This window comes from Schaalia vaccimaxillae DSM 15804 (assembly GCF_000420425.1).
Classification (GTDB): domain Bacteria; phylum Actinomycetota; class Actinomycetes; order Actinomycetales; family Actinomycetaceae; genus Pauljensenia; species Pauljensenia vaccimaxillae.
Map to the genome: position 1 here is coordinate 296047 of NZ_ATUX01000005.1, position 24963 is coordinate 321009.

Annotated in this window: 23 protein-coding genes; 17 read left to right on the top strand and 6 right to left on the bottom strand. The window is 56.9% G+C overall.

Annotation, left to right across the window (positions count from 1 at the left end; genetic code table 11):
* Positions 1 to 5: 5 nt before the first annotated feature.
* From G439_RS0101425 to G439_RS0101440, 4 genes are all read left to right on the top strand, one after another.
* Positions 6 to 542 (top strand): heat shock protein transcriptional repressor HspR, encoded by a 537-nt coding sequence (locus tag G439_RS0101425; RefSeq protein ID WP_022867410.1) that lies wholly within the window; start codon positions 6 to 8, stop codon positions 540 to 542.
* Between the two features lie 139 nt (positions 543 to 681).
* Entirely contained in the window at positions 682 to 2016 is a 1335-nt protein-coding gene (locus G439_RS0101430; RefSeq protein ID WP_026459270.1) for a Mur ligase family protein, read from the top strand.
* Complete coding sequence (locus G439_RS0101435) at positions 2013 to 2750, top strand: type 1 glutamine amidotransferase (RefSeq protein ID WP_022867412.1); 738 nt, start codon at positions 2013 to 2015, stop codon at positions 2748 to 2750. Before G439_RS0101430 ends, G439_RS0101435 begins: the two co-directional genes overlap by 4 nt.
* Positions 2751 to 2853: 103 nt before the next feature.
* Positions 2854 to 3618 (top strand): hypothetical protein, encoded by a 765-nt coding sequence (locus G439_RS0101440; protein WP_022867413.1) that lies wholly within the window; start codon positions 2854 to 2856, stop codon positions 3616 to 3618.
* A 51-nt stretch (positions 3619 to 3669) separates the two neighbouring features.
* On the opposite strand, the gene G439_RS0101445 is transcribed toward G439_RS0101440, so the two are convergent.
* Positions 3670 to 5829 (bottom strand): prolyl oligopeptidase family serine peptidase, encoded by a 2160-nt coding sequence (locus G439_RS0101445; RefSeq protein ID WP_022867414.1) that lies wholly within the window; start codon positions 5827 to 5829, stop codon positions 3670 to 3672.
* Between the two features lie 80 nt (positions 5830 to 5909).
* On the opposite strand from G439_RS0101445, the gene G439_RS0101450 reads away from it, so the two are divergent.
* From G439_RS0101450 to G439_RS0101470, 5 genes are all read left to right on the top strand, one after another.
* Positions 5910 to 6497 carry a type III secretion system chaperone family protein gene (locus G439_RS0101450; protein ID WP_022867415.1) on the top strand — a complete coding sequence of 196 codons (588 nt, stop codon included), beginning with the start codon at positions 5910 to 5912 and terminating at the stop codon, positions 6495 to 6497.
* Between the two features lie 13 nt (positions 6498 to 6510).
* A complete protein-coding gene (locus tag G439_RS0101455; protein ID WP_022867416.1) occupies positions 6511 to 6990 on the top strand; it encodes a type III secretion system chaperone family protein in 480 nt (159 codons plus the stop codon).
* Positions 6991 to 7181: 191 nt separating this feature from the next.
* Positions 7182 to 9809 (top strand): ATP-dependent Clp protease ATP-binding subunit, encoded by a 2628-nt coding sequence (locus G439_RS0101460; protein ID WP_022867417.1) that lies wholly within the window; start codon positions 7182 to 7184, stop codon positions 9807 to 9809.
* Positions 9810 to 9897: 88 nt separating this feature from the next.
* Positions 9898 to 10662, top strand: a complete 765-nt coding sequence (locus G439_RS0101465) for a TetR/AcrR family transcriptional regulator (protein ID WP_022867418.1) — start codon at positions 9898 to 9900, stop codon at positions 10660 to 10662.
* On the top strand, positions 10659 to 11459 hold the full coding sequence (locus G439_RS0101470; RefSeq protein WP_022867419.1) for a serine hydrolase domain-containing protein: 801 nt from the start codon (positions 10659 to 10661) through the stop codon (positions 11457 to 11459). Before G439_RS0101465 ends, G439_RS0101470 begins: the two co-directional genes overlap by 4 nt.
* 58 nt (positions 11460 to 11517) lie before the next feature.
* Here the strand turns inward: G439_RS0101470 and G439_RS0101475 are convergent, their stop codons facing one another.
* Together G439_RS0101475 and G439_RS0101480 are read right to left on the bottom strand one after the other, a co-directional pair.
* Positions 11518 to 12339 (bottom strand): exodeoxyribonuclease III, encoded by an 822-nt coding sequence (locus G439_RS0101475; RefSeq protein WP_022867420.1) that lies wholly within the window; start codon positions 12337 to 12339, stop codon positions 11518 to 11520.
* Positions 12340 to 12348: 9 nt separating this feature from the next.
* Positions 12349 to 14946, bottom strand: coding sequence for a DUF2339 domain-containing protein (locus tag G439_RS0101480; protein ID WP_022867421.1), 2598 nt, complete (start codon positions 14944 to 14946; stop codon positions 12349 to 12351).
* A 118-nt stretch (positions 14947 to 15064) separates the two neighbouring features.
* Here G439_RS0101480 and G439_RS0101485 point away from each other — a divergent pair, with 118 nt between their 5' ends.
* On the top strand, positions 15065 to 15841 hold the full coding sequence (locus G439_RS0101485) for an SDR family NAD(P)-dependent oxidoreductase (RefSeq protein WP_022867422.1): 777 nt from the start codon (positions 15065 to 15067) through the stop codon (positions 15839 to 15841).
* 26 nt (positions 15842 to 15867) lie between these two features.
* On the opposite strand, the gene pyrE is transcribed toward G439_RS0101485, so the two are convergent.
* The gene (gene pyrE, locus G439_RS0101490; RefSeq protein ID WP_022867423.1) at positions 15868 to 16437 is read right to left on the bottom strand and encodes an orotate phosphoribosyltransferase; all 570 of its coding nucleotides are present in this window, start codon (positions 16435 to 16437) and stop codon (positions 15868 to 15870) included.
* 125 nt (positions 16438 to 16562) lie between these two features.
* Between pyrE and G439_RS0101495 the strand changes: the two genes are divergently transcribed.
* Positions 16563 to 17639 carry a glycoside hydrolase family protein gene (locus tag G439_RS0101495; protein WP_131333466.1) on the top strand — a complete coding sequence of 359 codons (1077 nt, stop codon included), beginning with the start codon at positions 16563 to 16565 and terminating at the stop codon, positions 17637 to 17639.
* Between the two features lie 53 nt (positions 17640 to 17692).
* Here G439_RS0101495 and G439_RS0101500 read toward each other — a convergent pair whose 3' ends face one another.
* Positions 17693 to 18694, bottom strand: a complete 1002-nt coding sequence (locus tag G439_RS0101500; protein ID WP_022867425.1) for a LacI family DNA-binding transcriptional regulator — start codon at positions 18692 to 18694, stop codon at positions 17693 to 17695.
* A 158-nt stretch (positions 18695 to 18852) separates the two neighbouring features.
* Here G439_RS0101500 and G439_RS0101505 point away from each other — a divergent pair, with 158 nt between their 5' ends.
* The 4 genes from G439_RS0101505 to G439_RS10730 all read left to right on the top strand — a co-directional run bounded on the left by G439_RS0101505 (position 18853) and on the right by G439_RS10730 (position 22823).
* Positions 18853 to 20172 carry an ABC transporter substrate-binding protein gene (locus G439_RS0101505; protein ID WP_022867426.1) on the top strand — a complete coding sequence of 440 codons (1320 nt, stop codon included), beginning with the start codon at positions 18853 to 18855 and terminating at the stop codon, positions 20170 to 20172.
* Positions 20173 to 20273: 101 nt separating this feature from the next.
* Entirely contained in the window at positions 20274 to 21053 is a 780-nt protein-coding gene (locus tag G439_RS0101510) for a carbohydrate ABC transporter permease (protein ID WP_243442536.1), read from the top strand.
* Positions 21054 to 21058: 5 nt separating this feature from the next.
* A complete protein-coding gene (locus G439_RS10725; RefSeq protein ID WP_083940729.1) occupies positions 21059 to 21913 on the top strand; it encodes a carbohydrate ABC transporter permease in 855 nt (284 codons plus the stop codon).
* A 10-nt stretch (positions 21914 to 21923) separates the two neighbouring features.
* Positions 21924 to 22823, top strand: coding sequence for a nucleoside hydrolase (locus G439_RS10730; RefSeq protein WP_022867429.1), 900 nt, complete (start codon positions 21924 to 21926; stop codon positions 22821 to 22823).
* A gap of 54 nt (positions 22824 to 22877) precedes the next feature.
* On the opposite strand, the gene G439_RS0101525 is transcribed toward G439_RS10730, so the two are convergent.
* Entirely contained in the window at positions 22878 to 23699 is an 822-nt protein-coding gene (locus tag G439_RS0101525; RefSeq protein WP_022867430.1) for an HAD-IIA family hydrolase, read from the bottom strand.
* Between the two features lie 224 nt (positions 23700 to 23923).
* Here G439_RS0101525 and G439_RS0101530 point away from each other — a divergent pair, with 224 nt between their 5' ends.
* Together G439_RS0101530 and G439_RS0101535 are read left to right on the top strand one after the other, a co-directional pair.
* Entirely contained in the window at positions 23924 to 24223 is a 300-nt protein-coding gene (locus G439_RS0101530) for a hypothetical protein (RefSeq protein ID WP_131333468.1), read from the top strand.
* A 123-nt stretch (positions 24224 to 24346) separates the two neighbouring features.
* On the top strand, positions 24347 to 24916 hold the full coding sequence (locus tag G439_RS0101535) for a hypothetical protein (protein ID WP_131333470.1): 570 nt from the start codon (positions 24347 to 24349) through the stop codon (positions 24914 to 24916).
* Positions 24917 to 24963: the final 47 nt, after the last annotated feature.

Sequence of the window (24963 nt, forward strand, 5' to 3'; positions counted from 1 at the left end):
CCAACATGGCGCCCAGACGCAAGAACACCAATGGTGACGCAGACCTGACCTTCGTCATTTCCGTGGCCGCCGAATTGGCTGGCATGCACGCCCAAACGCTGCGCCAGTACGACCGTCTCGGCCTCGTCACCCCCGCACGCACCAAGGGCGGGGGCAGACGCTACACCCGACGCGACGTCCAACGCTTGCGCGACGTCCAGCGGATGAGCCAAGAAGATGGCATCAACCTGGCAGGCATCCAAAAAATCCTCGAACTTGAACGAAAAGTCGAAGCCCTCGAAGAAGAGCGTGCGATCCTCCACTCCCGTCTCGAGGAAGTTGAATCGCGCCGCAACCGAGTCTTTGCTGCAACCACTACCGGTGAAGTGCGTCCAATACAACGAGGCCAGCGTCCGTCCTCGTCTGCTGGCGGCGAGGTCGCAGTGTGGCAGCCGTGGAGACCTTCATCGATGCCTCGTCCAACTCGCAAAGTGCGTGCCGTTATCGAAGCTGGCCCATCGGGTGTGCGCGTCATCGAAGGCACAGTTCGCGCCGTCGAATAATCACCGCCGTTAATTCGCGGCAGTGCGATGCCTCATCATGATGACTCATACCTAGTGTGGTGTGGGCCACTGTATATTCAACGGTACGTCACAGGATAGGTAAAACGGAAGAGCCAAGGTGGGCGCTACGCTGAATGACATGACTGACCGCCACCACTCGTTACGCCTTCCACTGCGTTCCCAGATTGCTGTCCTGGCCGGAAGCGCTGCTCGCTCCGCATCGCGGGCCCTGGGAAGAGGGGCAGGAGGCATGATCGGTGGTGAAGTGGCCTTGAAAATCTCTCCTTCGGTGCTGTCAGACCTTGCCAGGCCCGTTCAATCGGTGATCGTCTCGGCAACCAACGGCAAATCCACCACTACCCGCATGATGCGCACGGCCCTGTCCCAGCTTGGCGAGGTTGCCTCCAACACCAACGGCGACAATATGACCTCCGGTGTGATTACAGCTCTCATGAACTCCCGCAGTGCGCGCTTTGCCGCCCTCGAAGTTGACGAAATGCACGTGCCCGCCGTGGCCCGCTGCGTGCGCCCCGCCGTTTTTGTGCTCCTCAACCTCTCGCGTGACCAGCTCGATCGCGTTGGAGAGATCGGCTCCGTTGAACGTCGGCTGCGTCAGGCTGTGGAAGAAAATCCGAACGCGATTGTCGTAGCCAACTGTGATGATCCCTTAATCGTTTCCGCCGCTGCGTCGGCTAAGAATGTTGTGTGGGTAGCTGCTGGGGCCAGCTGGGGCAACGATTCGACCGCTTATCCGCGAGGCGGCAGGGTTGTCCGCGACGAGGATGGGTGGCATTTGGTCCCGTCCGACGAGGGGGAGATTCTTCCCGAAATTTCGTCGCGTCCCGACCCACACTGGTGGCTCAGCGATATCGACTTATCACCGGAAAAAAGTGGAGGCCCTACCGCCACTCTCAACGGGCCCGAGGGTATCAGCGTCGCCCTCGAACTGAATTTGCCGGGGCGCGCCAACCTAGGAAACGCAGCCCACGCGGTTGCTGCGGCAGTGGCCCTGGGTGTTGACGCGCATGATGCGGTGCAGGCAATGACATCGGTACGCGAGGTAGCCGGACGCTATTCAACTCATGACGTGGATGGGCGAGCCATCCGCATCATGCTCGCGAAGAACCCGGCGGGCTGGCAAGAAGCCATGACAATGATCGACAGGCGCGTTGAACAAGTGATCATTGGAGTCAATGGCCAGGTGCCGGACGGAACTGACCTGTCGTGGCTGTGGGATGTGGACTTCTCCATGCTTCTAGAAGGCTCGCAACGCAAGGTGGTGGCCTGCGGTGAACGAGGCGCGGACTTGGCGGTCCGCCTCGAATACGCTGGAATCCACTGCATGCTGGTGAAAACTCCGATGGAAGCGGTGGCCGCATGTTCGCCTGGAAGCGTTGAAATGCTCCTGAACTACACGGCCCTGCGTGACTTTAAAACCATTCTTGATGCGCGCGAGAAGAAGGAGCAGCGATGAGTGAATCGACGCTGAGCATCGGTGTTCTCATGCCTGAAGTTTTGGGAACTTACGGAGATACGGGTAACGCCATTGTTCTCAAAGAGCGCGCGTGCCGCCGCGGCATCCAGGCTGAGATTGTCCAAGTTGGCCTCAATGATGCGATTCCGGAAGGGCTTGATCTTTATTCGCTTGGAGGCGGGGAAGACACCGCCCAAGCGGTCGCAGCTCAGAAATTGCGTGCCGATTCCGGTCTGGTCAAAGCCGTCGAGGCTGGGCGTCCACTGCTCGCAATCTGCGCCTCTTTGCAAGTGCTGGGGCACTGGTACCGCGATGCTACGGGGCAGCGTGTCGAGGGGCTGGGAATCCTTGATATCACCACCGATCCTCAAGGTCAGCGAGCGATCGGTGAACTCGCCACAGAGCCATTAATCAAAGGACTTACTCAGCCCTTGACCGGCTTTGAAAACCACGGTGGTGGCACGCTGCTCGGCCCCGAGGCCCAGCCGCTGGGTCGCGTCATCGCCGGTGTCGGCAACGGTACGCCGAAAGGTGCCACCCCTGTCGCGCAAGCAATCGACGGCGCGGTTCAAGGGTCAATCATTGCAACCTACATGCACGGACCCGTCCTCGCACGAAATCCTGAACTAGCCGACCTGCTGCTCGCTCGAGCCACTGGAATGGAACTGGCTCCGCTGAATGTCCCAGGAGTTGCCGAACTGCGCGAAGAACGCCTGGGTGCAGCAGGTGCTTGAGGGGACATCCCTGAATAATCCCTGAGAGTGGGGTTTTCCGGTCGTCAGTGTCAGTGTGCGTCGATACCCTGGAAGGGAACATCTGGACTCAGTGGAGGAAGCCATGTCGACCCCGAACCAGCCTGAAGAACCTCGATACGGGCAGCGCTCTGAAGGCGCCGCTCCCGATCCGCAGGTCGAAACTCCCTGGCCCCAGTACGGTGTTGTCAACGGTCAACAACCCTCCTCGGGCTCGTATTCCACCGGAGCCCCGCAGTATTCTCAATCGTCTGGCCCCGCCTACTCTTCCGCTGCCGGCCCCACGGCGGGAGGTGCTCCCTTCGCAGGCGTCCCCAAACCCGCAGGCAATCTGCCGAGCCGCACCCCAGGAGTTCTCACCCTGGTGGTGGGCATTGTGCTGGCAGTCGTCGCGGCCCCCATCGCTCTACTCATTGGCATTTTCTCCAGCATCGACATGGGTTCGCTCGTGTCCGACGCGGGCATGCTGTCCAACGGCGACACCGTCACGGTTGACGATTCGGGCAGCTACATCATCGCCTCGAACGGGTACGACGTGTACAACTGCTCCCTGATAGGTAGCGATGGCACCGAACATGCCATGGAAAGTGTCCCCGGAGCTAATACCTCCTTCATTGCCAATGGCTTAAAGCCCGGTTCCTACACCGTGAACTGCGGTATGGAAGGCAACGCACAACTCACAGGCATTACAGGTGTCGACCCTGGTTCTTTGACCAACGCTGGGTTGGTCGGCTTTGGGTGGGCTACCGCTATCGGATTGATCGGCATCATCGTGGGTGTTATCGGCATCGTCATGCTGGTTAAGGTCAACGCTCGCCGTCGCCAGATGATGAATCCGACGCGCTACTGAGGTTCGCGCTTCTGAGCTCTACTGACACTGATCCTGCGGGGCCGGCCTCGTTCACCTACCCAGCGTCTGCCACAAGAACGACCACACCAAGGCATCCATGTGCGCCCGCTGCTGGGCGTCGGCCGCCCCCGAATGGCCGCCCTCGATGTTCTCGTAGTAAGTGACGTCGGCTAAGCCTTCGCGCAGCATCCACGCGAAAGTGCGGGCGTGCGCCGGGTGGACGCGATCGTCTGCTGTAGATGTGGTCACGAGGACGGGCGGGTAGTTTTGCGCAGGATCCCAGAGGTGGAACGGGCTGAATTGCTGCACCCACTCCCACTGCTGAGGGTCATTGGGGTTGCCGTATTCGGCAATCCAGGAGGCTCCAGCCAGCATTGAGGTGTAGCGGCGCATGTCCAGCAGAGGTGCTTGGATGACGACCGCCCCAAAAAGTTGAGGGCTGCGAACGTACATGTTGCCCGTCAGGAGCCCGCCGTTAGAACCTCCCCGGATTCCCAGGCGTGAAGGTGTGGTGACTCCGCGGGAGATGAGGTCGAGGGCAACAGCTTCAAAGTCCTCGTAGGAACGGTGCTTATTTTGGGCCCGCGCCGCCTCATGCCAGTCGGGTCCGTATTCCCCGCCGCCTCGGATATTTGCCACCACGTAGGTGCCGCCCTTAGACAGAAGGGCACGGCCCAAAACTCCCGAATATCCGGGGGTTTGATTGATGCCGAAGCCTCCGTACCCATAGAGCAGGGTTGGAGCATTCGCATTAAAAAGTGGATGCCCCGCGGGTCGACCAACTTGGAAATAAGGGACGCGAGTACCGTCAGCGCTGGTGGCAAAATGTTGAGAAACCTCAACGCCTGTTGCGTCAAACATCTCCGGTCCATGGCGGACAACTCTGGTGGCCTGTGGGGCGCCAGTGAGCGCGTCAAGTTCGGTAATTAGAAGCGACGTCGGCGTGGTGAAGCCACTGACCGTCAGCCATAGGCGGTCGTCGTCGATGGGACTGACTTCGCCAGCAGAAGCGTGGCACAGCGGCGGCACATGCAGTCCTTTGACGCCCAGCCGGGTCACGTCTAAGTCGCGTCGGCTCCATTTCCCGTCCTGGGTTGGGGGAGTGAGCACCGTCAAGGTGGGGACGACATCAACCAGGGTGGAGAGCACCAAGTGATTGAGCGTTGTGGTCATTCCCTGAAGGCACGTATGTGAATCGGGTTGGAATAGCACCTCAGGCTGGATGGTTCCGGCCAGGAAATCATCGAGCCGGAAAGCCACCAGGCAACCTGCCGGGAATGTATGGTCTTTAAGAATCCACTCAACGCGGGGTGAGACCAGCATCCACTCGCGCCAGGTTGATAGTGACGCGTCGGAGGGAATGTCGATTCTGTGGGCGTTCGCCGGGACAATCCGGCCGTCCTCGTCGCGCGTAGCCACAGTGATGGGGTGCGGGATGAGCCAGGTGGTGGAGTTCATGAAGTCATGAGCCACTTGAACCCAGGAACGTTCGAAACCGGGGGTGAGGTCGGTGCCGACAAAAACTCCGAGGTCGCAGGGTAGTCCTTGAACGAGGAGGGGCGCGTCAGACAGTTCTTGGCCACGATCTAAGAGGCGTGCTTGGAGGGGGTAGCCGGAAGCAGACATTGTCCCCTCGCCAAAGTCAGTGCGCGCCCACGCCCGATCCCGACTCACCCACGACAAGGATCCTTTGGCGGTGGGTCGATGGAAAGGTGAGCTCTCAGGGAGTACCCAGGTCTTGGTATCTAAGTCGAACTCGCGGGTCTCGTCGGCGTCTGAACCGGCCTCGGAAAGATCGACGAGGGCGCGGTTGCGCTGCGGGAAAAGCACCGACGCCCCGTGCCAAACTAGGGAACGATTTTCCTGTTCGGCTAATGCGTCGACGTCAATGAGGACCTCCCACTGGTCTTCGCCTTCAAGGTAGGCATCGGAGTTTTGCCGGCGCCACAGTCCGCGAGGGTGGGATTCATCAGTCCAGAAGTTGTATGCCCATTCTCCTCGGATCCGAACTCCGGGAATCCTGTCTGGACTGGTGAGGACTTCAAAAATATTGCGCTTGAGGTCGTCGAAGATTGGTCCGCCGAGGGCGTGTTCTGCTTCGGAGTTGCGCTCGCGGGCCCAGGCAAGTGCTTGCGCGCCGTGAATGTCGTCCAGCCATTTGGGTGCGCGGCGCTGGGTGGGGTTGGACTCAAAGAATTGGGCTGACATCATATGGATATCCTGCCATCGAGTCACGCAGATGCCAGCGGTGTCTACTACGATGGGAATCCGTTTGAGACAGGAGAAGATGCATGGGTTTGTTCTCATTCTTCAATCGGGATCGCTCTGATTCGCAGTCGACCCCACAACCTCAGCCTGCGCCTGACGTTTCGGGTGTAGCAGAGCCGACACAGGCCAGCCCGCAGCCTCCTGATGCTCCAGCTGGTGTTCAGGCTGCGCCCACTGTGCCGGCGGCTAATGAGAATCGTCCAACCCCCATTTCACAGGACCGTATTAAGGCAGTTTTGGATTCACAAGGCTGGAACTGGTTTGTTGATAACGAGGGTGACCTGGGTGGTACTTGGGACAACTGCCAGTTCTTCTTCTTGTTGATTGGCAAGGATAAAGAAATCCTTGAGGTCTACTCGCAGTGGAACAACACCGCGGATATGGAAAAACTAGACCAGATCCGCCAGTTTATTCGTCGCTGGCATCATGATCACCTGTGGCCTAAGTGCTATCACCGGATCGCAGATGACGGCAGCATTCGTGTCTTTACAGAGAATGCGTTGGACTGGGCCAAAGGAGTGACTGATGAGCAGCTCCTACAACACATTCGGTGTGCATTGGGCACGGCTCATAGTTTCTACCAGGCGCTGGCCGACGAACTGAACGGCTGAGGAGGACAATCGTATGAAGAACGATCCGTACATCCCCGATGCGGTTCGCCCCATCAGCCAGGAACGGCTGTGCCGACTCTTTGATAATCAGGGCTGGTTCTGGCATATTGACGATGACGGTGACTTGGCAGGGAATTGGGATGACAACGCTTTCTACTTCCGTTTTTCAGGAGAGCAGAAAGAAGTCCTGAGCATCTTGTCCTTCATGCGTCTGACTGTGCCAGAAGAGCGCGAAGAGGAGTTGGAGATCCTCATCGAGGATTGGCACCGCGAAAGGCTTTGGCCCAAGGCATACTTCCGACGTAATGAGGATGGAAGTTTGCGCGTCATGGGTGAAGTGAATGCGGACTATGAGTTTGGTGCTACTGATGCCCAGCTCTTGCAGCAGTGTCAGTGTGCACTGTCGACTACATTGCAGCTCTTTGCTCATGTTGCTGGGCGTTTCGAACTTTCAGACCCTGAAAAAGGGCAGGAAGAAACGGCAGCAGAGTAAAGGCCGTAGCCTGTGCGCTCAGTTTGTACTCATGCCCCGCGGACCTCAAGGGTTCGCGGGGCGTTGTTCTCTGTTGGTGAAGACAACTCTTATCGAGCGAGAAATTAAATTGAGTGGAATAGACTCAAGTTTGAAATCGTTGAACTCTTCAGATGCGTCCACACGTACGACGCGAGCCTCTAGGAGAAGATATGACCGCAGATTTCACGACCAAAGCACAAGAAGCCTTCGCCAGCGCATTACAGTCCGCCAGTGCTGCGGGCAACCCCCAGGTAGAGACACTGCACCTGCTCCAAGCCCTGCTCACTCAGCCCGAAGGCATCGCCATTTCCCTGCTAGAAGCCGTCGGCGCAGACCGCATGACGATCGGCGCGCGTACCCGCAACGCCCTCGTTGCCCTACCCTCGACCCAAGGTGCCTCCGCTGGGCAACCACAGACCTCGCGAGGGCTCATGCAGGTGATCAGCGTCGCTCAAAAGCGTGCCTCGGACAAAGGGGACCAGTATGTGTCCACTGAACATCTGTTGATCGCTCTTGCAGGCGCATTTGACGAGGCTGGAAAAATCCTGTCAACTAACGGAGCAACGGGCGACGCCCTCGTGAGCGCGCTCGACCAACTGCGCCCCGAACCCATTACGAGTGCGGATCCGGAAGGATCCTTTGAAGCACTGTCCAAATACGGGCGGGACCTGACCGAAGTTGCGCGCGAAGGCAAACTCGACCCGGTTATTGGCAGGGATACGGAGATTCGTCGCGTCGTTCAGGTGTTAAGCCGACGTACAAAGAACAATCCTGTTCTCATCGGCGAACCAGGAGTCGGTAAGACCGCCGTCGTCGAAGGTCTCGCGCAGCGCATAGTTGCAGGAGATGTTCCCGAGTCTTTGCGAGACAAACGACTGGTGTCTCTTGATATCTCATCCATGGTTGCCGGTGCAAAATACCGCGGCGAGTTTGAAGAACGACTCAAAGCGGTTCTCGCTGAAATTGAAGGCTCCGATGGACAGATCATCACCTTCATTGATGAGCTGCACACCGTGGTTGGAGCCGGCGGCGGGGCCGAGGGCGCAATGGATGCTGGCAACATGCTCAAGCCCATGCTTGCGCGGGGAGAACTGCGCATGGTCGGTGCCACCACTCTCGACGAATATCGTGAGAACATTGAGAAAGACCCAGCCCTCGAACGGCGGTTCCAACAGGTCTTTGTTGGCGAACCCAGCGTCGAAGACACGGTCGCTATCTTGCGAGGCATTGCGCCAAAATACGAGGCCCACCACAAAGTGACGATCTCTGACGGCGCCCTCGTCGCTGCCGCGGCCCTGTCAGATCGTTACATCACCGGCAGACAGCTCCCCGACAAGGCCATCGACCTCATTGACGAGGCTGCGTCGCGTCTTCGTATGGAGCTCGATTCAAGCCCTGTTGAGATCGATGAACTGCGGCGCAGCGTCGACCGTCTGCGCATGGAAGAGTCGTACCTGACTGAGTCGGACTCGGATGCAGCCGACGAGGCCACTCAAGACCGCCTCGACAAGTTGCGCGCAGACCTTGCCGACAAACAGGAAGAACTCAATGCTCTGACGAGTCGATGGGAAGCTGAAAAAGCCGGACACAATCGTGTCGGTGACCTGCGTGTCCAACTCGATGAGTTGCGAACCCAGCTTGACCTTGCGGTCCGTGAGAATCGTTGGGAAGAAGCAGGACGTTTGCAAAATGGTGAGATTCCCCAGATCGAACGTCAGATTGCCGAAGAGGAAGCGCGTGCCGAGTCGGCCGAGGCTATTCACGACGCGGAACCGATGATCGCTGAAAAGGTAGGTCCAGCTGAAATCGCCGAAGTTGTTGAAGCGTGGACAGGTATTCCCACCGGCAAACTCTTGCAAACTGAGTCGGAAAAGCTCCTGGACATGGAGGCGGTCATTGGCCAACGGCTCATCGGCCAAAAGGAAGCGGTGGCTGCTGTAGCGGACGCGGTGCGCAGGTCGCGGGCGGGTCTTGCCGACCCGAATCGTCCAACAGGGTCCTTCCTCTTCCTTGGCCCGACCGGCGTCGGCAAAACTGAATTGGCAAAGTCCCTCGCCGAGTTCCTCTTCGATGATGAGCGGGCCATGATTCGCATTGATATGTCGGAGTATTCCGAGAAGCATTCGGTTGCCAGACTTGTAGGGGCTCCTCCCGGATATGTTGGCTACGAGCAGGGTGGTCAATTGACCGAGGCCGTTCGACGTCGTCCCTATTCGGTGATCCTCCTGGATGAGGTAGAAAAGGCGGATCCGGAGATCTTTGATGTTTTACTTCAGGTGCTCGACGATGGTCGGCTGACCGACGGGCAAGGTCGTACCGTTGATTTCCGCAACACAATCCTGATTTTGACGTCGAATTTGGGATCCCAGTTCCTCGTTGATCCGAGCTTGGATGAGCAGTCGAAGAAAGACGCTGTCATGTCAATGGTCACCAGCGCCTTCAAGCCGGAGTTTTTGAATCGGCTTGATGAGACCGTCATGTTCCATCCTCTGGGTAGTGATGAGCTTGCAGGCATCGTCGATCTGATGGTTGCGCAGATGGCTGATCGGCTTTCGGATCGTCGAATTGTTTTGGATGTGTCCGAGCCTGCGCGCGGTTGGTTGACCCACGCTGGATACGATCCGGCATATGGTGCCAGACCCTTGCGTCGCCTCATTCAACGTGAGATTGGAGATAGATTGGCGCGCATGTTGCTTGCCGGAGAAGTTGGTGATGGGCACCTTGTTGAAGTGACTATGACCGATGATTTGGAGGGGCTTGAAGTATCTGTGGCAGACTCGCATCCTCAGAACGGGTGAAAAGTTTCCCAGGAATGGGTGACTTTTTCAGGAACTATGACACTATTGTTCCAGAGAGAACATACGCACGGTTCGGAAGGGAGGTGTCGTGGCTGCTCAGAAGAAGTCTCGGGGTGGCTATTCGGTTGGTCAACAGACCCGAGAGTCCATTCTCATCTCGGCGATGAAACTCATCGCAGAGAACGGGTACCACGGCTTCTCCCTCAGAGACCTCGGTCGCGAGGTTGGGATCTCTCACCCTGCAGTGATCTACCACTACCCTTCCAAAGAAGATCTTCTGCGGGCGGTGGTCAAGAGAGCTGAGGACCGACTCGGCATCTTCAAAGTTGCGGTCCAGCCGAGTGAAATCCTCCTCGGGGAGAAAGTTGAATACGAGATCACCGAAGAAGGCATCGCGAACGGTACCCTCATCGACTACGCGATCCAACTTATGCGTTTTTCGCTCGAACCTGAGGCCGACCAAGTTCTCGCCCTGGACGCCATGCTGGCCACCGAAGCCTCGTCGCCAATTCATCCAGCACACAATCACTACAAGTACCGTTTCCAAGCGATCGAGGACTTCATCACCGCCGAAGTCTCACGAATGATCCGCGAGGGAACTCTTGAGTTAGCTTTGACGCCGCGCATGACCGCACAAACCTTGCTACGTCACTGGTACGGAGGAGTGGTTTCGTCACGCTACGCGGCTGACGCAATTGATGCCAAGGAATTCGTCTCTGAATTCCTTGCGCTATGCGTTCAGATGATCAACCTTTCCGCCCAGTTCATTCTTGACGTCGGAACCTCTGTACCCGACGAGGTGTTGGAGGTTTATGCGAAAGTCTTGCGCAAGTCTCGAGAAACCAGGGCATGACGGTTCTCGACGTTCCTTTCAACCATTCGCTAGCCCTGCTCAGCAGCGAACGGGTTCTATACTCGCGCGGGGACACTTCGCACAGATATGAGCTCCAATCTGTTACCAAGGTGCTGACGGCATGGTCGGCACTGGTAGCAGTGGATTGGGGTTTGCTCAGCCTGGAGACTGAAGCGGGAGTCAATGGGGCCACTATTCGCCACTTGCTTGCTCACGCGTCAGGCCTTCCTGCAGAGTCGACGCAGTCTCAATTCGGAATCGAAAAGCGCCGAGTGTATTCGAATGCGGGTTTTGACCTCTTGGGGCAGATCCTTGGCGAGGCTACGGGCACGCCGGTGCAGCGCTGGATCGAAAAGGCCGTGCTCGAGCCGCTTGGCATGTCGGCCACTGACGTTACGGGGTCTCCTGCGCGTTCGGGCATTTCAACTGTTGATGACCTGATTCTTTTGGGTCAAGAATTGCTCAATCCGACGCTCGTCAGTGCTGACCTGGCAGCGCAAGCTGGCACCATTCAATTCCCTGACCTGGCCGGAATTGTGCCCGGGTATGGGCGGCACAATCCGTGCCCGTGGGGTTTAGGTGTGGAAATTCGGGGCGCGAAGCATCCGCACTGGACGGGGATTGCGGCAGATCCGCATACCTTTGGGCACTTCGGTGTGTCTGGATCCTTTATTTGGGTGGACCGCGGCCGCGGAGTTGCTGGCGTATTCCTGGGTGAGGAGCCCTTTGGCCCCTGGCACAGAGACAATTGGTCGAGGCTCAACGACCAGCTTCTCGCCCTCGTCGACGGCCAGTAGGCTCGTCCCACTTTTTCCCCGCGAGGGACGCCCAAAACTCTGCCGAGGGACGCCCAAACTATACGAAGTCGATGATGACAGGCACATGATCTGACGCGCCCTTGCCCTTGCGTTCGTCTCGATCAATCTGGGCTCGCGTGACTCGAGCGGCAAGGGATGGCGAACAGTAGGCGAAATCGATGCGCATGCCTTCATTCTTGGGGAATCGAAGTTTTTGATAGTCCCAGTAGGTGTAGTTATCAACACGATCGCGCGTGACCTCCACCCAACCGTCCTCGGCGAAGGCAAAGAAGGCGGAACGTTCAGGGGCTGACACGTGGGTAGCGCCCTCGAACGCCGACATATCCCACACATCATGGTCGAAGGGCGCGACATTCCAATCACCTACGAGGGCGATCAATGCGCTCGGGTCGCTTTCCAGCCAAGACTTGCCATCCTCGCGTAGTCTTGCAAGCCACTCCAACTTGTAGGCGTAGTGGGGATGGTCCAACTCGCGACCGTTGGGGACGTACAGACTCCAAATCGTCATTGACGAAGGCGAGCCAGCTTGCTTTCCAACATCGGTTGAAGAGACATCGACGGTGACGCCGAGAGCACGTGCCTCAATAACTGCCGGATCGCCGAAACCTGGCTGGCTGGGAAAATGATCGCGCACATCCAAGATCGGTAGGCGAGAAATAACTGCAACACCGTTCCATTGGTTGAGCCCATGGCAGCGGACCTCAAAACCGGCTTCCTCGAAGGCAGCCGCCGGGAACTGTTCGGGCTTGCACTTGATCTCTTGGATCGCTAAGACGTCAACATCCGAGCGTTGAAGGAAAGCCAAGACGCGTTCGTAGCGGGTACGGATCGAATTGACATTCCAGGTCGCAAATCTCATGTGACCAGCCTAAGCGTTCGGCGGGGCAAAGGGGTTGTTGGTCTGAGCTGGAGGCTCGGGCTGAGCCTGCGGCGGATTTGAGATGGGCTGGACCGGAGCCTGCACGGGCGCGCTGGGTGGCGCCTGCTCAGGATCTGCCTTCAAACGATTATCCACTCGGGAATAAATAATCGACAGTCCAAAGCAAATGAGACCTGCGATGAGCAATGCGATGACCCGCATAATGTTCGATTGCGACCCCAGATCCAACAAAGCCATCTTCAACACCATGAGCATGACAACAGTTAGGCCGTAGAGGCGAACCGCCTTCGCTGAGGCTTTGAAACCAACTGCAATCGCGCCAGCCCCAATGACCAGCAAAAGGATGCTCGCTGGGATGCCGCTAATCGGGGTTGTTGTTGCGGTGGTCAGAGCCTGTAGGGGAGCCAAAGTACACACCGCTGCTGTGATGAGCCCCGTGATGGTGTGGCGAATAACGTGAGCATTCGTCCAGGCAACCAGTGCGCCAACAACCAACAAAAGGACGCCCATCAAAAGATGATAAACAGGGAATTCTTCAGCGTCATAGTCGTTGAAAACCCAAGAGGACATACCCAACTCGGCGATTCCGATAGTCACCATGACAGCCACGCCGATAGCAGCAACAACGATGCCCGCGAGTGACGAGGGCGCGTCTGGCTGAGGCACTGTGACTTGCTGGATGGGGCCTCCCGGATAAGCTGCCTGCCTAGCAACAGCCGCAGGCTTGGACACCATACGAGGCCGAGCGCCCAGTCTTTGCCCTCGGACAAAATCGTAGGCGCCGGGGATACCGCCACTGATTCCCAGAATGACAATCAATGCGAAAGCAGCGACCACAGCTAGAGTCCACACGAAAGAATTACGTCCGCTTGACCCGTCCAACACTTGCGAGAATGCGACGAGCTGGAAAGGCAGGCGTGTCATGAGCAGGAAACACAAGACGATCGTGAGAATTTTTGCGTCAGAGGCGCGTGGGTGCAGGCGGTCCGCGCCGACAATGAGGGCTATGACGAGGACGAGCAGAGCAATCCCCAGGCAGATTCCCATAATGGTTGAGCGATCGAACAGCTGGAGTAAGCCTAGGCTCGAAAAAATCCAAACGTGGTAGTGGGAACGGGAGCGGAACTCGACCCACGCTGGTAGCAGCAACGCCGCCAGGGTGATGACGGTATGGATGTCAGAGTCGTCCAGGTTGATTCTTGTGGAAAAAAGAACGACGACCATGCTAGCCGTCAGCGACAGGGAAGCGGCGACTTGCGACCCCTTGGCCACACGAGGAAGAAGTAGGGCTCCGGCTGCCACCAGGATGACCGCCATTGCTGCGTAGTGGAAGATCAGGGCTTGCGTGTCGTTTTCCACCATCCACTCGACGCGTCCCGAAGTCATTAGGTACGCAATCGGAACGGCGATCCAGGCCCACCGCCATTCCTTGTTCGTCGAATATACGATGCACAGGAATACCTGAACAATGAGGAGTGCCAACAGGCAGACGCACAGCAGTAGGCCAGCGATTGCAGAGGCTGCGATAGCTCCCTCGAAAGGGACCGATAACGCGGAAGCGAAGGTGACAATGCTGGCGGTGAGCGGATAAATGGGCCGGAACGTGGAGCTCGCAAAGAAACGAGAGCTCAGAGCCACGGTGACCGTCAAAGCGATGCAATATGCGACGACCATGATTGCCGCAGCAAGACTTTTATCTGCGGTAGGAGCTCCCTGGGTGGAAGCAAGCATCACCGTGACAATGCCGCCCAGCGTTGATACTCCAATGGTCCAAGCAGATTGAGTTTTGGCCGCAATAAAAGTCACGGCGACTGTCCACATGATGATGCAGATGAACGCGGCCACCAAGGGGAACACTTCAAGAAGAGTGCCTCCGAGGAAACCAACAAATCCGAGACCCGCCCCAATGCCTAAAGCTGTTGAGGCGGGAACCCTGAGGGCAGGTTTCGTCTGGTTAAGAATCGCTCCGGTAGCGGTCAGCGCGATGGCGACAACGATCACGGCACCGACTTTGACGATGTTAGGAATCGAGTCCCAGAGCATGGCCATGAGCGTGGCACCTGCTAAAAGGATGAGGACGGCTGCCGCTCCCGATAGTAGGTACTTGCCGATGCGCGATTCGTCGTTGCGTACGCGAGGCTGCTGAGGGTGGGATTGCGGCTGCGGTTGAATCATCTGCGGTGCAGCTGCGGGAGGTGTGGGCATCTGTGGTGCAGTCCCAAATGGGTTTAGTCCTGGCCCCTGGTACGGCGTTCCAACCGGAGGTTGGGGGAAGGGGCGGCCGGGCGCGGCCTGGTGTCCAGGTATTGACTGGTAGCCGTGTTGAGGCTGCTGTGAAGGTGGAGCCATCGGAACTTGCTGGGGAATGGCTTGCTGTGGCGCGGCCGGCTGTGGATGAGCCTGTGATGGGGCCTGTTGCGCAGCAGGAGTAGCTTCTTGGCCGCGGCCGCGGCCGCGGTTTTCAAGATCGCTCAAACGCTGGGACAAATCCCCTGCTCTCTCATTGAGTGCCTTGAGCTCAGCGAGAATCTGTGCCGCTTCGTCTCCTTGCTGAGGTGACTCTGCGGGCAGTGGGCTATCGGTCATGAGAGACCTCCTGTGGGCTCGAGGATATTCCCTATCTTAGGGATAGAACCCATCTAGAAACAGCGTTGCTTCAGGTTGGGGATAACTTCGGGTCTTGGTCGTCATCTAGGCTGGAACCATGGGAACAGCACTAATCACCGGGGCAACCTCGGGTCTGGGAGAAGAATTCTGTTGGCAGCTGGCTTCTGCCGGACACGACCTCGTCCTTGTCGCGAGGCGCGTCGACGTCCTCGAAGATCTTGCCGACCGGCTACGTAATGTCGCTGGAGTGCCTGCGGAAGTTCTGCCCGCAGATCTTTCCATTCCAGCCGACGTCGATAAAGTTGCCCGGCGCCTCGAAGTAACCGGCGAGGAGGGCGGCCCCGCGCCTATCGGACTACTAGTGAATAACGCGGGCTTTGGCCTGGGTGCCTCATTCCCCGACAACAGCCTCGAAGCCGAACTCAACGGGCTTGACGTCATGGTGCGCGCCCCCATGGTCCTTTCCCACGCAGCCGCTCGTGCCATGCGTCAGCGAGGCCGAGGCGCAATACTCAACGTCTCTTCGGTGGCCTCGCGCACTGGAGCTGGCACCTATTCGGCGCACAAAGCGTGGATCGTCGCTTTCACCGAGGGCCTGGCTGAAGAATTACGAGGCACGGGCGTGACCGCCAGCGTCGTATGCCCGGGACCCACCAAAACCGACTTCTTTACCAACGCGGGAGTCGATATGTCTGGAACTCCCGACTGCCTCATGTCCACTCCCGAACAGGTCGTTGAAGAAGCACTCGGCGCCACCAGAATCGGAAAGGTTCAGGTGACGCCGACAGCCGTTTACAAGGTGGCAATGGCAGCCATGAAGCTGGCTCCCAGGACGGTGGTCCGCCGAGTCATGCGGTCAGTCCCGCACATGTGACCCCTGTCGCCCATTTGGTGCTTAACTTACGCCAAGCCCAGGTCTTCCAGATCCAATGCGAAGAAGTAGGGGAAGCCTTTGGCCTCGATGACCTCTTTTGCTCCCGTTGCGCGGTCGACAATCACAGCGACTGCTACAACCTCAGCCCCCGCCTCGGTCAGCGCTCGCGCTGCCTCTAGGGGAGACCCGCCCGTTGTGGAGGTATCTTCGAGGACGACGACGCGCTTACCAACAACGTCCGGGCCCTCAATGCGCCGCTTCATGCCGTGGTCTTTAGCTGCTTTGCGCACCACGAAAGCGTCCAGGTCCAGGCCGCGCGAGGCCGCAGCATGGAGCATAGCAGCGGCCACAGGATCGGCGCCCATTGTCAGGCCGCCGCAAGCCACATAGTCCACGCCGGGAGCAAAACCGGCCTCTTCGAGCAGGTCGAGCATGACGTGGCCGATGAGTGGGGAGGCCTCGTGGTGCAAGGTTGCGCGGCGCATATCGACGTAGAAGTCGGATTCGCGCCCCGAAGCCAGGGTGACCTTTTCGTGGATGACGGCCAATTCCTTGACCAATTCGGACAGTCGGGCCTTATGGGAGTCGTTTGTCATTAGGCCAGACTACAGGCCGACTAGGTGTGACGATGTGATGAAAGGTAAAGCGTTGTCAACCTTGAGTGTGGGAATCGTAGTAAATATGCTAATGCTACTCGTGTAGATAAGGAGGTTTCGCGAGTATGAGAAGAAGATTCTGTACCTTATTTGCTGGAGTATTTGTGTTGATTGGTCTGGTTCCGGGAGCCCAAGCAACTGGAGTAGTCAGCCCTGTAAGCCCAGTTCCAATCCTTGATCAAGCACATGGACGCGAGTTCTATGCATACGCGCCCTCAGTTATTCGACAGGGAGAAAAGGAATGGATATGGACATGTCAAAATTCGCAAGAAGGACAGATTGTTGATGATATTCGCTTAGATCTGCTCGAATCCGGTGTGGTCACGCAGTCTCAGGTAGCTTTGACTGCTTCTGCTGGAAGCTGGGATCAATTCCATATCTGTGATCCTTCAGTTATCCGTGTAAATGCTCGGTTGGCAGGGGTGGACTACCGGTACGCGATGTTTTACCTAGGTAATGATCGCGATGCTAGTGCTCACAACGAAGTAGGTGTTGCTTACGCAAAAAATCTGTCTGGTCCCTGGGTCAAGAATCCAATACCAGTTGTGTCTTTTGATTCAACCAGGGATCCGTCCAGGTGGGGAGTTGGGCAGCCGAGTGCTACAACAATTGATCCCGAATTAGGAACGGCTCTGCTCTTCTGGGTGGAGAACTATGCCGGGCCAGACCAGGAGACAAAGGTTTATCGGATGCCGCTCGATCTTAATGAAGACTCAGGTGTCGTTGCAGGAGAACCTAAGATCGTCACGACGGAAGGACTTAAGGGGTCAGACGGGAATGCCGATTGGCTAAACAACGCCGATTTTGCATACGATCCGCCTACGGATCGATTTTATGTTGTTCGTGAGCAGCATCCGTACCCTGTAGGAATACCGGACTGGGTGGGGGCAAATCTGGAACTCGTTTCGATTGATGGCGCAAGCATTTGGTCCGGTGGTGGAGCGTGGAGGTCTGAAGCGATTATCGGCCCAGGCCAGACGGGCTATCCGCGTAATCACAATGGAGGCCTGGTGAGAACAGAGTATGGGACTTTACCTTCAACTAACAGGGTTGATGTGATGTTCTCAATGTCGTGCGTTGATTGCGGCGACTGGTTGTGGAGCTATCGTCTTCGTCGTGTGACCGTTGAGTTGGACCGATGACGAAGACCAAAAGTGGGGTATGAATCTGGTGTCATGCCTCGCCTTGGCTGTTCTTATGTGCAGGAGCAGCCACAAGAATCTCGGATGCTTAAAGAGTGTTCAACAATGACACTCGACAGTTTTTCTTTCGAATTCTCGAAGAGTAAGGCGAGGGCTCTTTCTGCCATTGTTGTTAGGGGTTGTTCGATGACGGTTAGGGGTGGTGTTGTGAAGCGTGCCTCCTGAGTTCCGTCGAAGGAAACGATGGCGCAGTCCCTGGGAACGGCGATCGAGGCTTCGTGTAGTGCGCGCAGGGCGCCGACCGCTTGGATATCTGAAGCAACGAATAGTGCGGTGAATTCGAGGCCGGACTCCAGGAGTTCTTGGCATGCTCTGAGCCCACCTTCGCGGGAATAATCCGAGCGTTTTAATAAAGGGGATGTAATGGGGATCCCGGTTGCATCGTGCCATGCCTGGATGCGAGCGTCTGCTGCGATGCTGCGATCTGAGCCTGCAATCATTGCGATTTGATCATGGCCGTGTTGTAGGAGGTGCTCGATGCCGCTTAGAGCTCCGACATAATTGTTGATGCTGACAGTTGGGATATGGGTGTCTGTTTGTGCGGCATCGAGCGCAACACACCGAATGTGATTAGTACGCAATGCTTCGAGATTGGTCTGCGCAGTTCGGCCGATGATGATGACTCCATCGGGTTGGTGTTCCGAAATGAAGCGGATCTGATCTTGGGTGATGGATGAAGTGCTACCTGAATCGTTGAGGATCAGTGCGCATCCATAGGCTGATGCAGCCTCTCGTACAGCGCGTGCGAGTTCGGCGAAAAAGGGGTTTGAGATGTCCGGTACGAGAAGTCCTATCGAATTGGACTTCTGGAGTCTGAAAGCTCTTGCTGCCGAGTTGGGTCGATATTTCAACTCTTTCACCGCGTCAAGGACTTTTTGACGCGTGCAATCAGCGACGGGGCGTGGGCCGTTATTTAGGACGTAACTGACGACAGCGCTCGAGACACCGGCTCTACGGGCGACATCATCTCTGGTAGGTCGTTTGTGAAGGTCCATGTTCCTGTGATGACTCCATCGTGATGATTGAGGTGTTTGGGCAGATCTTTGTTCAAGTGGCTTGCGTTTACTGTAGACCCATTTTAACATCTACACATGTAGACGCTTCGTGTAGATTGTCTTAGTGTTAATCCATCGCACAACTCAAAGGAGAGAATGTGAAGAAGAATAAGAAAAGGCCACTGACTGCGGTCGCCCTTCTTGGAGTCGTAAGTTTGGCTGCGTGTTCATCGGGCGCTGGAACCTCGACAGCAGGCGAATCTGATGCTGTTGGCGGTGACGGCCAGAAGAAGAGCATCACCTTCGTTGGTGCCGATCCTGAGACGGCATTCGCCCCCCTTATCGAGTCATTCGAGAAGAAGCATCCCAACATTGACGTCAAGTATGAAAACATCCCTTTCGATCAGTACAACAATGTTATCCAACAGCGCGTCGGAGCTGATGATCCTTCGATTGATGTACTCCTGGTTGATGCTGGGGCAGCTGGATCAATGGCCTCGAAAGGATGGCTTGCTGACCTTACTGATCTTCAGGGAGAAGTTGAGAAGACCTCGATTACGCCAGCGGTTGACGCGAATATGTGGGATGGAAAGATGTGGGCACTGCCCATGTGGACATCTGCGCAGTACCTTTATTACAACAAGGATCTTTTGAGCGTAGCGGGAATCGAGGCTCCTCCCGCAGACTCTGATCAGCGATGGACGTGGGAGCAGGTCACAGCAGCAGCGAAGTCCGCTCAACAAGCGGGTGCTGAATGGGGCCTACTCTTTGACCAGACCGACCGCTACTACCAGCTCCAGCCTCTCGCCGAGTCAGCAGGTGGTGGCAGCGGTGCAACGGGGGACGACCTGCTCACCGCAGACCTCACCAACGAGGGATGGACCAAGGCCATGAACTGGTACGGCTCCCTCTTCGAGGACGGACTTGCACCTCGAGGCGTTGCCACCGACCAGATGGCAGTTCTTTTTGCTTCGGGTAAATCTGCCTTCTTCGTTGGAGGTGCGTGGTCTCTTACGCCGATCGGAGAAGGGGATCCGGTCATTAACTGGGGGTATGCGCCTAACCCGATGTTCGAAGGTGGTACGCCAGCGATGTCGACCGGTTCCTGGGCGATTGGCGTGTCCTCCTCTAGTGACGAGGCCGAAGCTGCCCGCGAATTTGCCAAATTTGCTTCAATTGATCCCGAAGGCAGTGCGGCTGCCGTCGAGGCAATTACCATCCCCCCGACCAACACCGCATCCTTTGACGGATACATTGAACGTCTCGATCAGACAATGCCCCCCAATACTGAAGGCATGGGTGCTCTGATGCTCGATGAGTTGGAAAAAGCGGCAGTCAACCGTCCCAACACTATCGGATTCACTCAAATGCAAGACGTTCTCGGTCGAGCCTTCTCGGATATCCGTAACGGTGAGTCTGTGGAAGCGACACTAAAGGCCGCTGAACTCGAACTTCAGGGGCTCTGGGACCGACTGTGATGACACGAGGATTTCGGCGGGGGCAGGGGCGGGGCCTCTTCTCAGCTGTTCTGTTTCTCCTTCCCGCCGTAGTCCTTCTTGTCATACTGCGTCTGTTGCCAATGGTTGGAGCAGTTGTTGCCTCATTTCAAAAAGGCGCGAATCAGATCCATGGGCCCGAATGGGTTGGGCTCGAAAATTACGAATATCTTCTGGGAGATACTGGTTTCTGGTCGGTTTTGGGGGTCACCGGAAAATTCCTTCTAGTGATCATTCCTTTCCAAGTAATCTGCGCATTGTTCCTGGCACTCTTGCTCAATGAGAAGGTGCCTGCGGTCAACCTCATCCGGACAACCGTCTTCGTTCCAGTTGCCGCTCCAGCAGCTGTCGCAACCGTCATTTGGGGGGTCGCCTATCAGCCACGCGGCCCGATCAACGCAGTGATTGAGGCCCTTGGTCTTCCCACGCAGCCTTTCCTCACAGATTCATCGCAAGCCTTGATGGCGATCATCATCCTCATGTCGTGGGTAGGAATCGGTTACTGGACTCTTTTCATTATCGCTGCTCTTCAGGATGTGCCCACAGAGCTTTACGAGGCCGCAGCGATTGATGGAGCAGGGTGGTGGAGGTCGTTCTTCAACATTACTATTCCGTCGATTCGCAGAACTTTGGCATTCGTCGTCGTCGCTGACACTGTGTCTTCGGTCCTGGCATTCGTTCCGGTTCAGATCCTTACGCAGGGCGGACCCGCCAATTCGACAAGGCTCATAATGTACGACCTATACAACAATACCTTCCAGCTAGGGGACGCAAACCTTGGGCAGACGCAAGTGGTGGTTCTTCTGGTTTTCCTCACCGTTATTACCGCAGTCCAGTTCCGTATGCTCAGCAAAGAGGACTAATCCACATGGCACTACCTCATCAGATCGCAACGACGAAACCGCGCATAATACTTGTCACCGTGCTGGTGTGGATGAGCGGGCTACTCTTCGCTCTACCCCTCATATGGATGTTTGTATCTTCATTGCGGACAGGGACGGAGATCTTCTCATCCCTCTACCCTTTGAGTACCGACCTTCTCATTCCTACCCGCATCACCTTTGAGAACTACACAGCTCTCCTCGACTCACCCTTTGCTCTCTCGGTCTTCAATTCAATTGTTGTCACCGCGACCACGATCCTACTCGGCCTGATGATCAGCGCGGCAGCTGCATTCGCTCTGAGCGCCATCAGCTTTAAGGGAAATAAAGCCATATTCGGGATTGTCGTCCTAAGCTTCCTCATCCCTTTCGATGCCATCGCGGTGCCTCTAGCCAACCAATTCCGAGACTGGGGCATGGCTAACACCTACACAGCGCTGATCGTGCCTGGTCTAGCCAACGGCTTCGCGATCTTCGTTCTGAGACAGTTCTTCCTAGGGATCCCCAAAGAACTCGGAGAAGCTGCTCGCATTGACGGGTTAGGAACGATCGGAGTTTTCTGGCATATCTACCTGCCGCTGTCCAGATCAGCACTCATAGGAGCGGGCTTCACCCTCTTCCTCTTCCAATGGGGAGCCTACCTGTGGCCGCTGCTCATCGCGACGGATCCGTCAATGGTTCTGGGGCCGGTGGCTCTGGCTAACCTCAACGGACAATTCGAAGTGAACTTCGGCAAGATTTTCGCCGCATCGGTTCTGTTGACGACCGTTCCAATGATTCTCTTGCTGTTTTTCCAAAAATACTTCACCGCGTCCTTGGCCACTTCGGGCTCCAAAGGATGACTTGACTCCCATGAGAAATGACAACGATATGACCGCGCAACTGATCTTCGACACAGACATCGGTACGGACGTTGACGACGCCCTCGCCCTCGCCTTGATCCTCGGATCGCCCGAACTCCAGCTCGACACATTGACGACCGTCTATGGGGATACCCCCCTGCGCGCACGGCTTGCCTCGCGCCTGTGTAGGTTGAGTAGGAGTGAGGTGCCGCTGATATCTGCAGGACAACAGGATGCTCTTTCAGGTAGACAGGTTTGGTGGCCAGGCCACGAGGGCACCCAATTCGCAGATCTGTCCGAGGAGGATTATGGCGGACGGACCGATGGTGTCGAACGCATTGTTCGCCGCGTCGTTGAACATCCTGGACAGATCGATGTGCTAGCTGTCGGTCCGTTAACCAACATTGCTCAAGCCATGCGCCTCGACTCTAGCTTTGCTCGATCGATTCGTAACTTGTACATCATGGGAGGGGACTTCAGGTCTGAATCAAGGGTTGCAGAGCATAATTTCAAATGCGATGCGGTGGCCGCCGACGAAGTTTTCCGTTCCGGAGCGAGAATCACGGTCACGGGACTTGATGTCACCGAGACGATCTCGTTCCACCCGGAACAGGTCGATAGGATCCGCCGGTCGGGTGCTTTAGGGGCTGCCTTGGGAGCAGAGATCGACATCTTCTGGAAGTTTCATGGCAAGGCGTGGAACAATCCTCACGATGCCATCACCGCCTTGGCAATGGTTCGACCTGATCTTTTCTATACCGAAATGCGCAGTGTTCGAATCTCCACAAGCGAAGAGAATCCGGGTCTGGTTGTTGATGATCCTCATGCAGCGGAGGTGACGGTCGTTGCCCGTGCGCAGGTGGATGAGGTTTGTGAGGAAATGCTTAAACGCATCCTCAGTGCCTCCTAGGACGAGTGCGGCGGGTTAGCATCGTCCGCCCGCCGCACTCGCGGTCAAACCAATTTAACCATCGGCACGTTCGACTAGTTCTATCAAGTCCCCGATGCCCTCGTGGATTGCGAAGGGACGGAAGGGGTAGTTATTGACGTCGTTGCGCGTCATGGAACCCGACAGCACCAGGTGTGCGCGCAGACCCGCCTCAACACCGGCCTGAATATCGGTGTCCATACGGTCACCGACCATTGCGGCGGACTCAGAGTGGGCCCCAATCTTGTTCAGCCCAGCGCGCAGCATCACCGGGTTCGGCTTACCCACGAAGTAGGGCTGCTTACCGGTGGCTGCGGTGATCATCGAGGCGATTGCGCCGGTGGCTGGCAACGTACCTTCATCGGAGGGGCCAGATACGTCCGGGTTGGTGGCAATGAACTTGGCGCCGCGTTCAATCAAACGCACCGCGCGCGTCAAAGCCTGGAAGTCGTAGGAACGCACCTCGCCCAGCACGACATACTCCGGGTCTGTGTCCGTCATGATGTAGCCGGCGCTGTGTAGAGCGGTGGTGAGCCCGGCCTCGCCTATGACGAAAGCTGTGGAGTTGGGGGACTGTTGGCTCAGGAATGCGGCTGTCGCATTCGCACTAGTCCAAATCGATTCCTCAGGCACGTCGAGGCCCGAGTTGGCCAGGCGCGCCGATAGGTCACGGTTGGTGAAAATGGAGTTATTCGTCAGCACCAGGAAAGGTAAGCCCTTGCGGCGAAGAGCCTCGAGAAATTCGACAGCGCCAGGTAGGGCACGGTTTTCCTTGACCAAAACGCCGTCCATATCGGACAGCCAAGCGGTTACTGGAGGCAGATCGGTCAATGACTGCGCATTTGCAAAATCGGTCATACATCCAGGGTATCGGCCCAGGTGCATGATGCGGTGGCAAACGGGTGAATGGTCGGTTGAGCGGGGCAGAAGGTGAGAGAACTACCGCTCGCCCTCGTCATGTAGCTCACTGCCGACGAGGTCCGTCCTTTGGATCGGCATCCATCGTGCGCAGCGTCAGTGGGATCTGGGTGTGCCACTTTTTTGCAAAAGTGGCGTATGGCACAAATTGGAGTGAGTGGTTCGTGAGTACTTTCCAGATGGATTCTGAGGAGATGTCTGCTTTGAAGAACCGTCTTAGTCAGGGGGCAGAGGCCTACGACGGAGTGTCTGTGCCAACGGATCAGAGTGTGGCCGTGTGGGGCTTCATGACTGCGCGGAACGGGTATGTGGCTTTTGGTTCTGACTTCGGGGAACGGTTGAAGGCTTTGAGCTCTTGGTGTCGGCGTGTGGGTAATGCGGTGGCGGATACGGCGAATCACACGGAAGCTATGGAAGACGAACTGCAGGCAATGTTCAACTGGGACGAGAACCATTATCAGTGAGGTGTGGTGATGGGTGTTTTCAGCGGGTGGATCGATGATATTCCTGGGAATGCTGAGGTTTTGCATGCCGGAGCGGAGGGGTTGTCTTCCGCGTATGGCCAGTTGTAGCGGATTCGGGACGACTTGAGCCAGAGCGGAAGGGCGGTGCCCTCGTGGCAGGGGAATGCTCGTGATGCTTTCGATGCTGAACTCGACCAAATGTGTTCTTCCGGAGCATCCTTGGCTTCGGGCGTTGAGAGTGCCCATCGTGCGGTTGATGCCTATGCGTGGAAGGTGGATTGGGCTAAAAGTAGCGTTGCGGAACTCCGGGCGCAGATGAATGAGATTGATGAAGCATGGGTGGCGACTCCTGATAATGAGCGCCGCGCGAAGTTCTTCTCGCTCATGCCCAGTGCGATGTCCTTGCTGAATCAGTATCACGAGGTTCTTGCACAGGTGCGGGCGCAGGCTGCGGCGTGTGGTGCGGTCCTATATGAGGCGGCGCATCTTGAGCCCGTGAACCTGGATGCCAATGGGGAGAATATTGGGGCCCTGCGGGTGCTGAGCGTTGACGAAATGACGGCAATATGGGAGGGCTTTGATTCGCTGTCGTACCGGGACGTGAGGCAGGGCAACATCGGGGACTGCTACTACTTGTCGGGGTTGATGGCGGTGTTGTCGACTCCTGAGGGCAGACAGTGGTTGAAGTCGTGAGTTCGGGTCAGGCAAAGACCGCGCGCGGATGGGAATCCCGGTTTTGT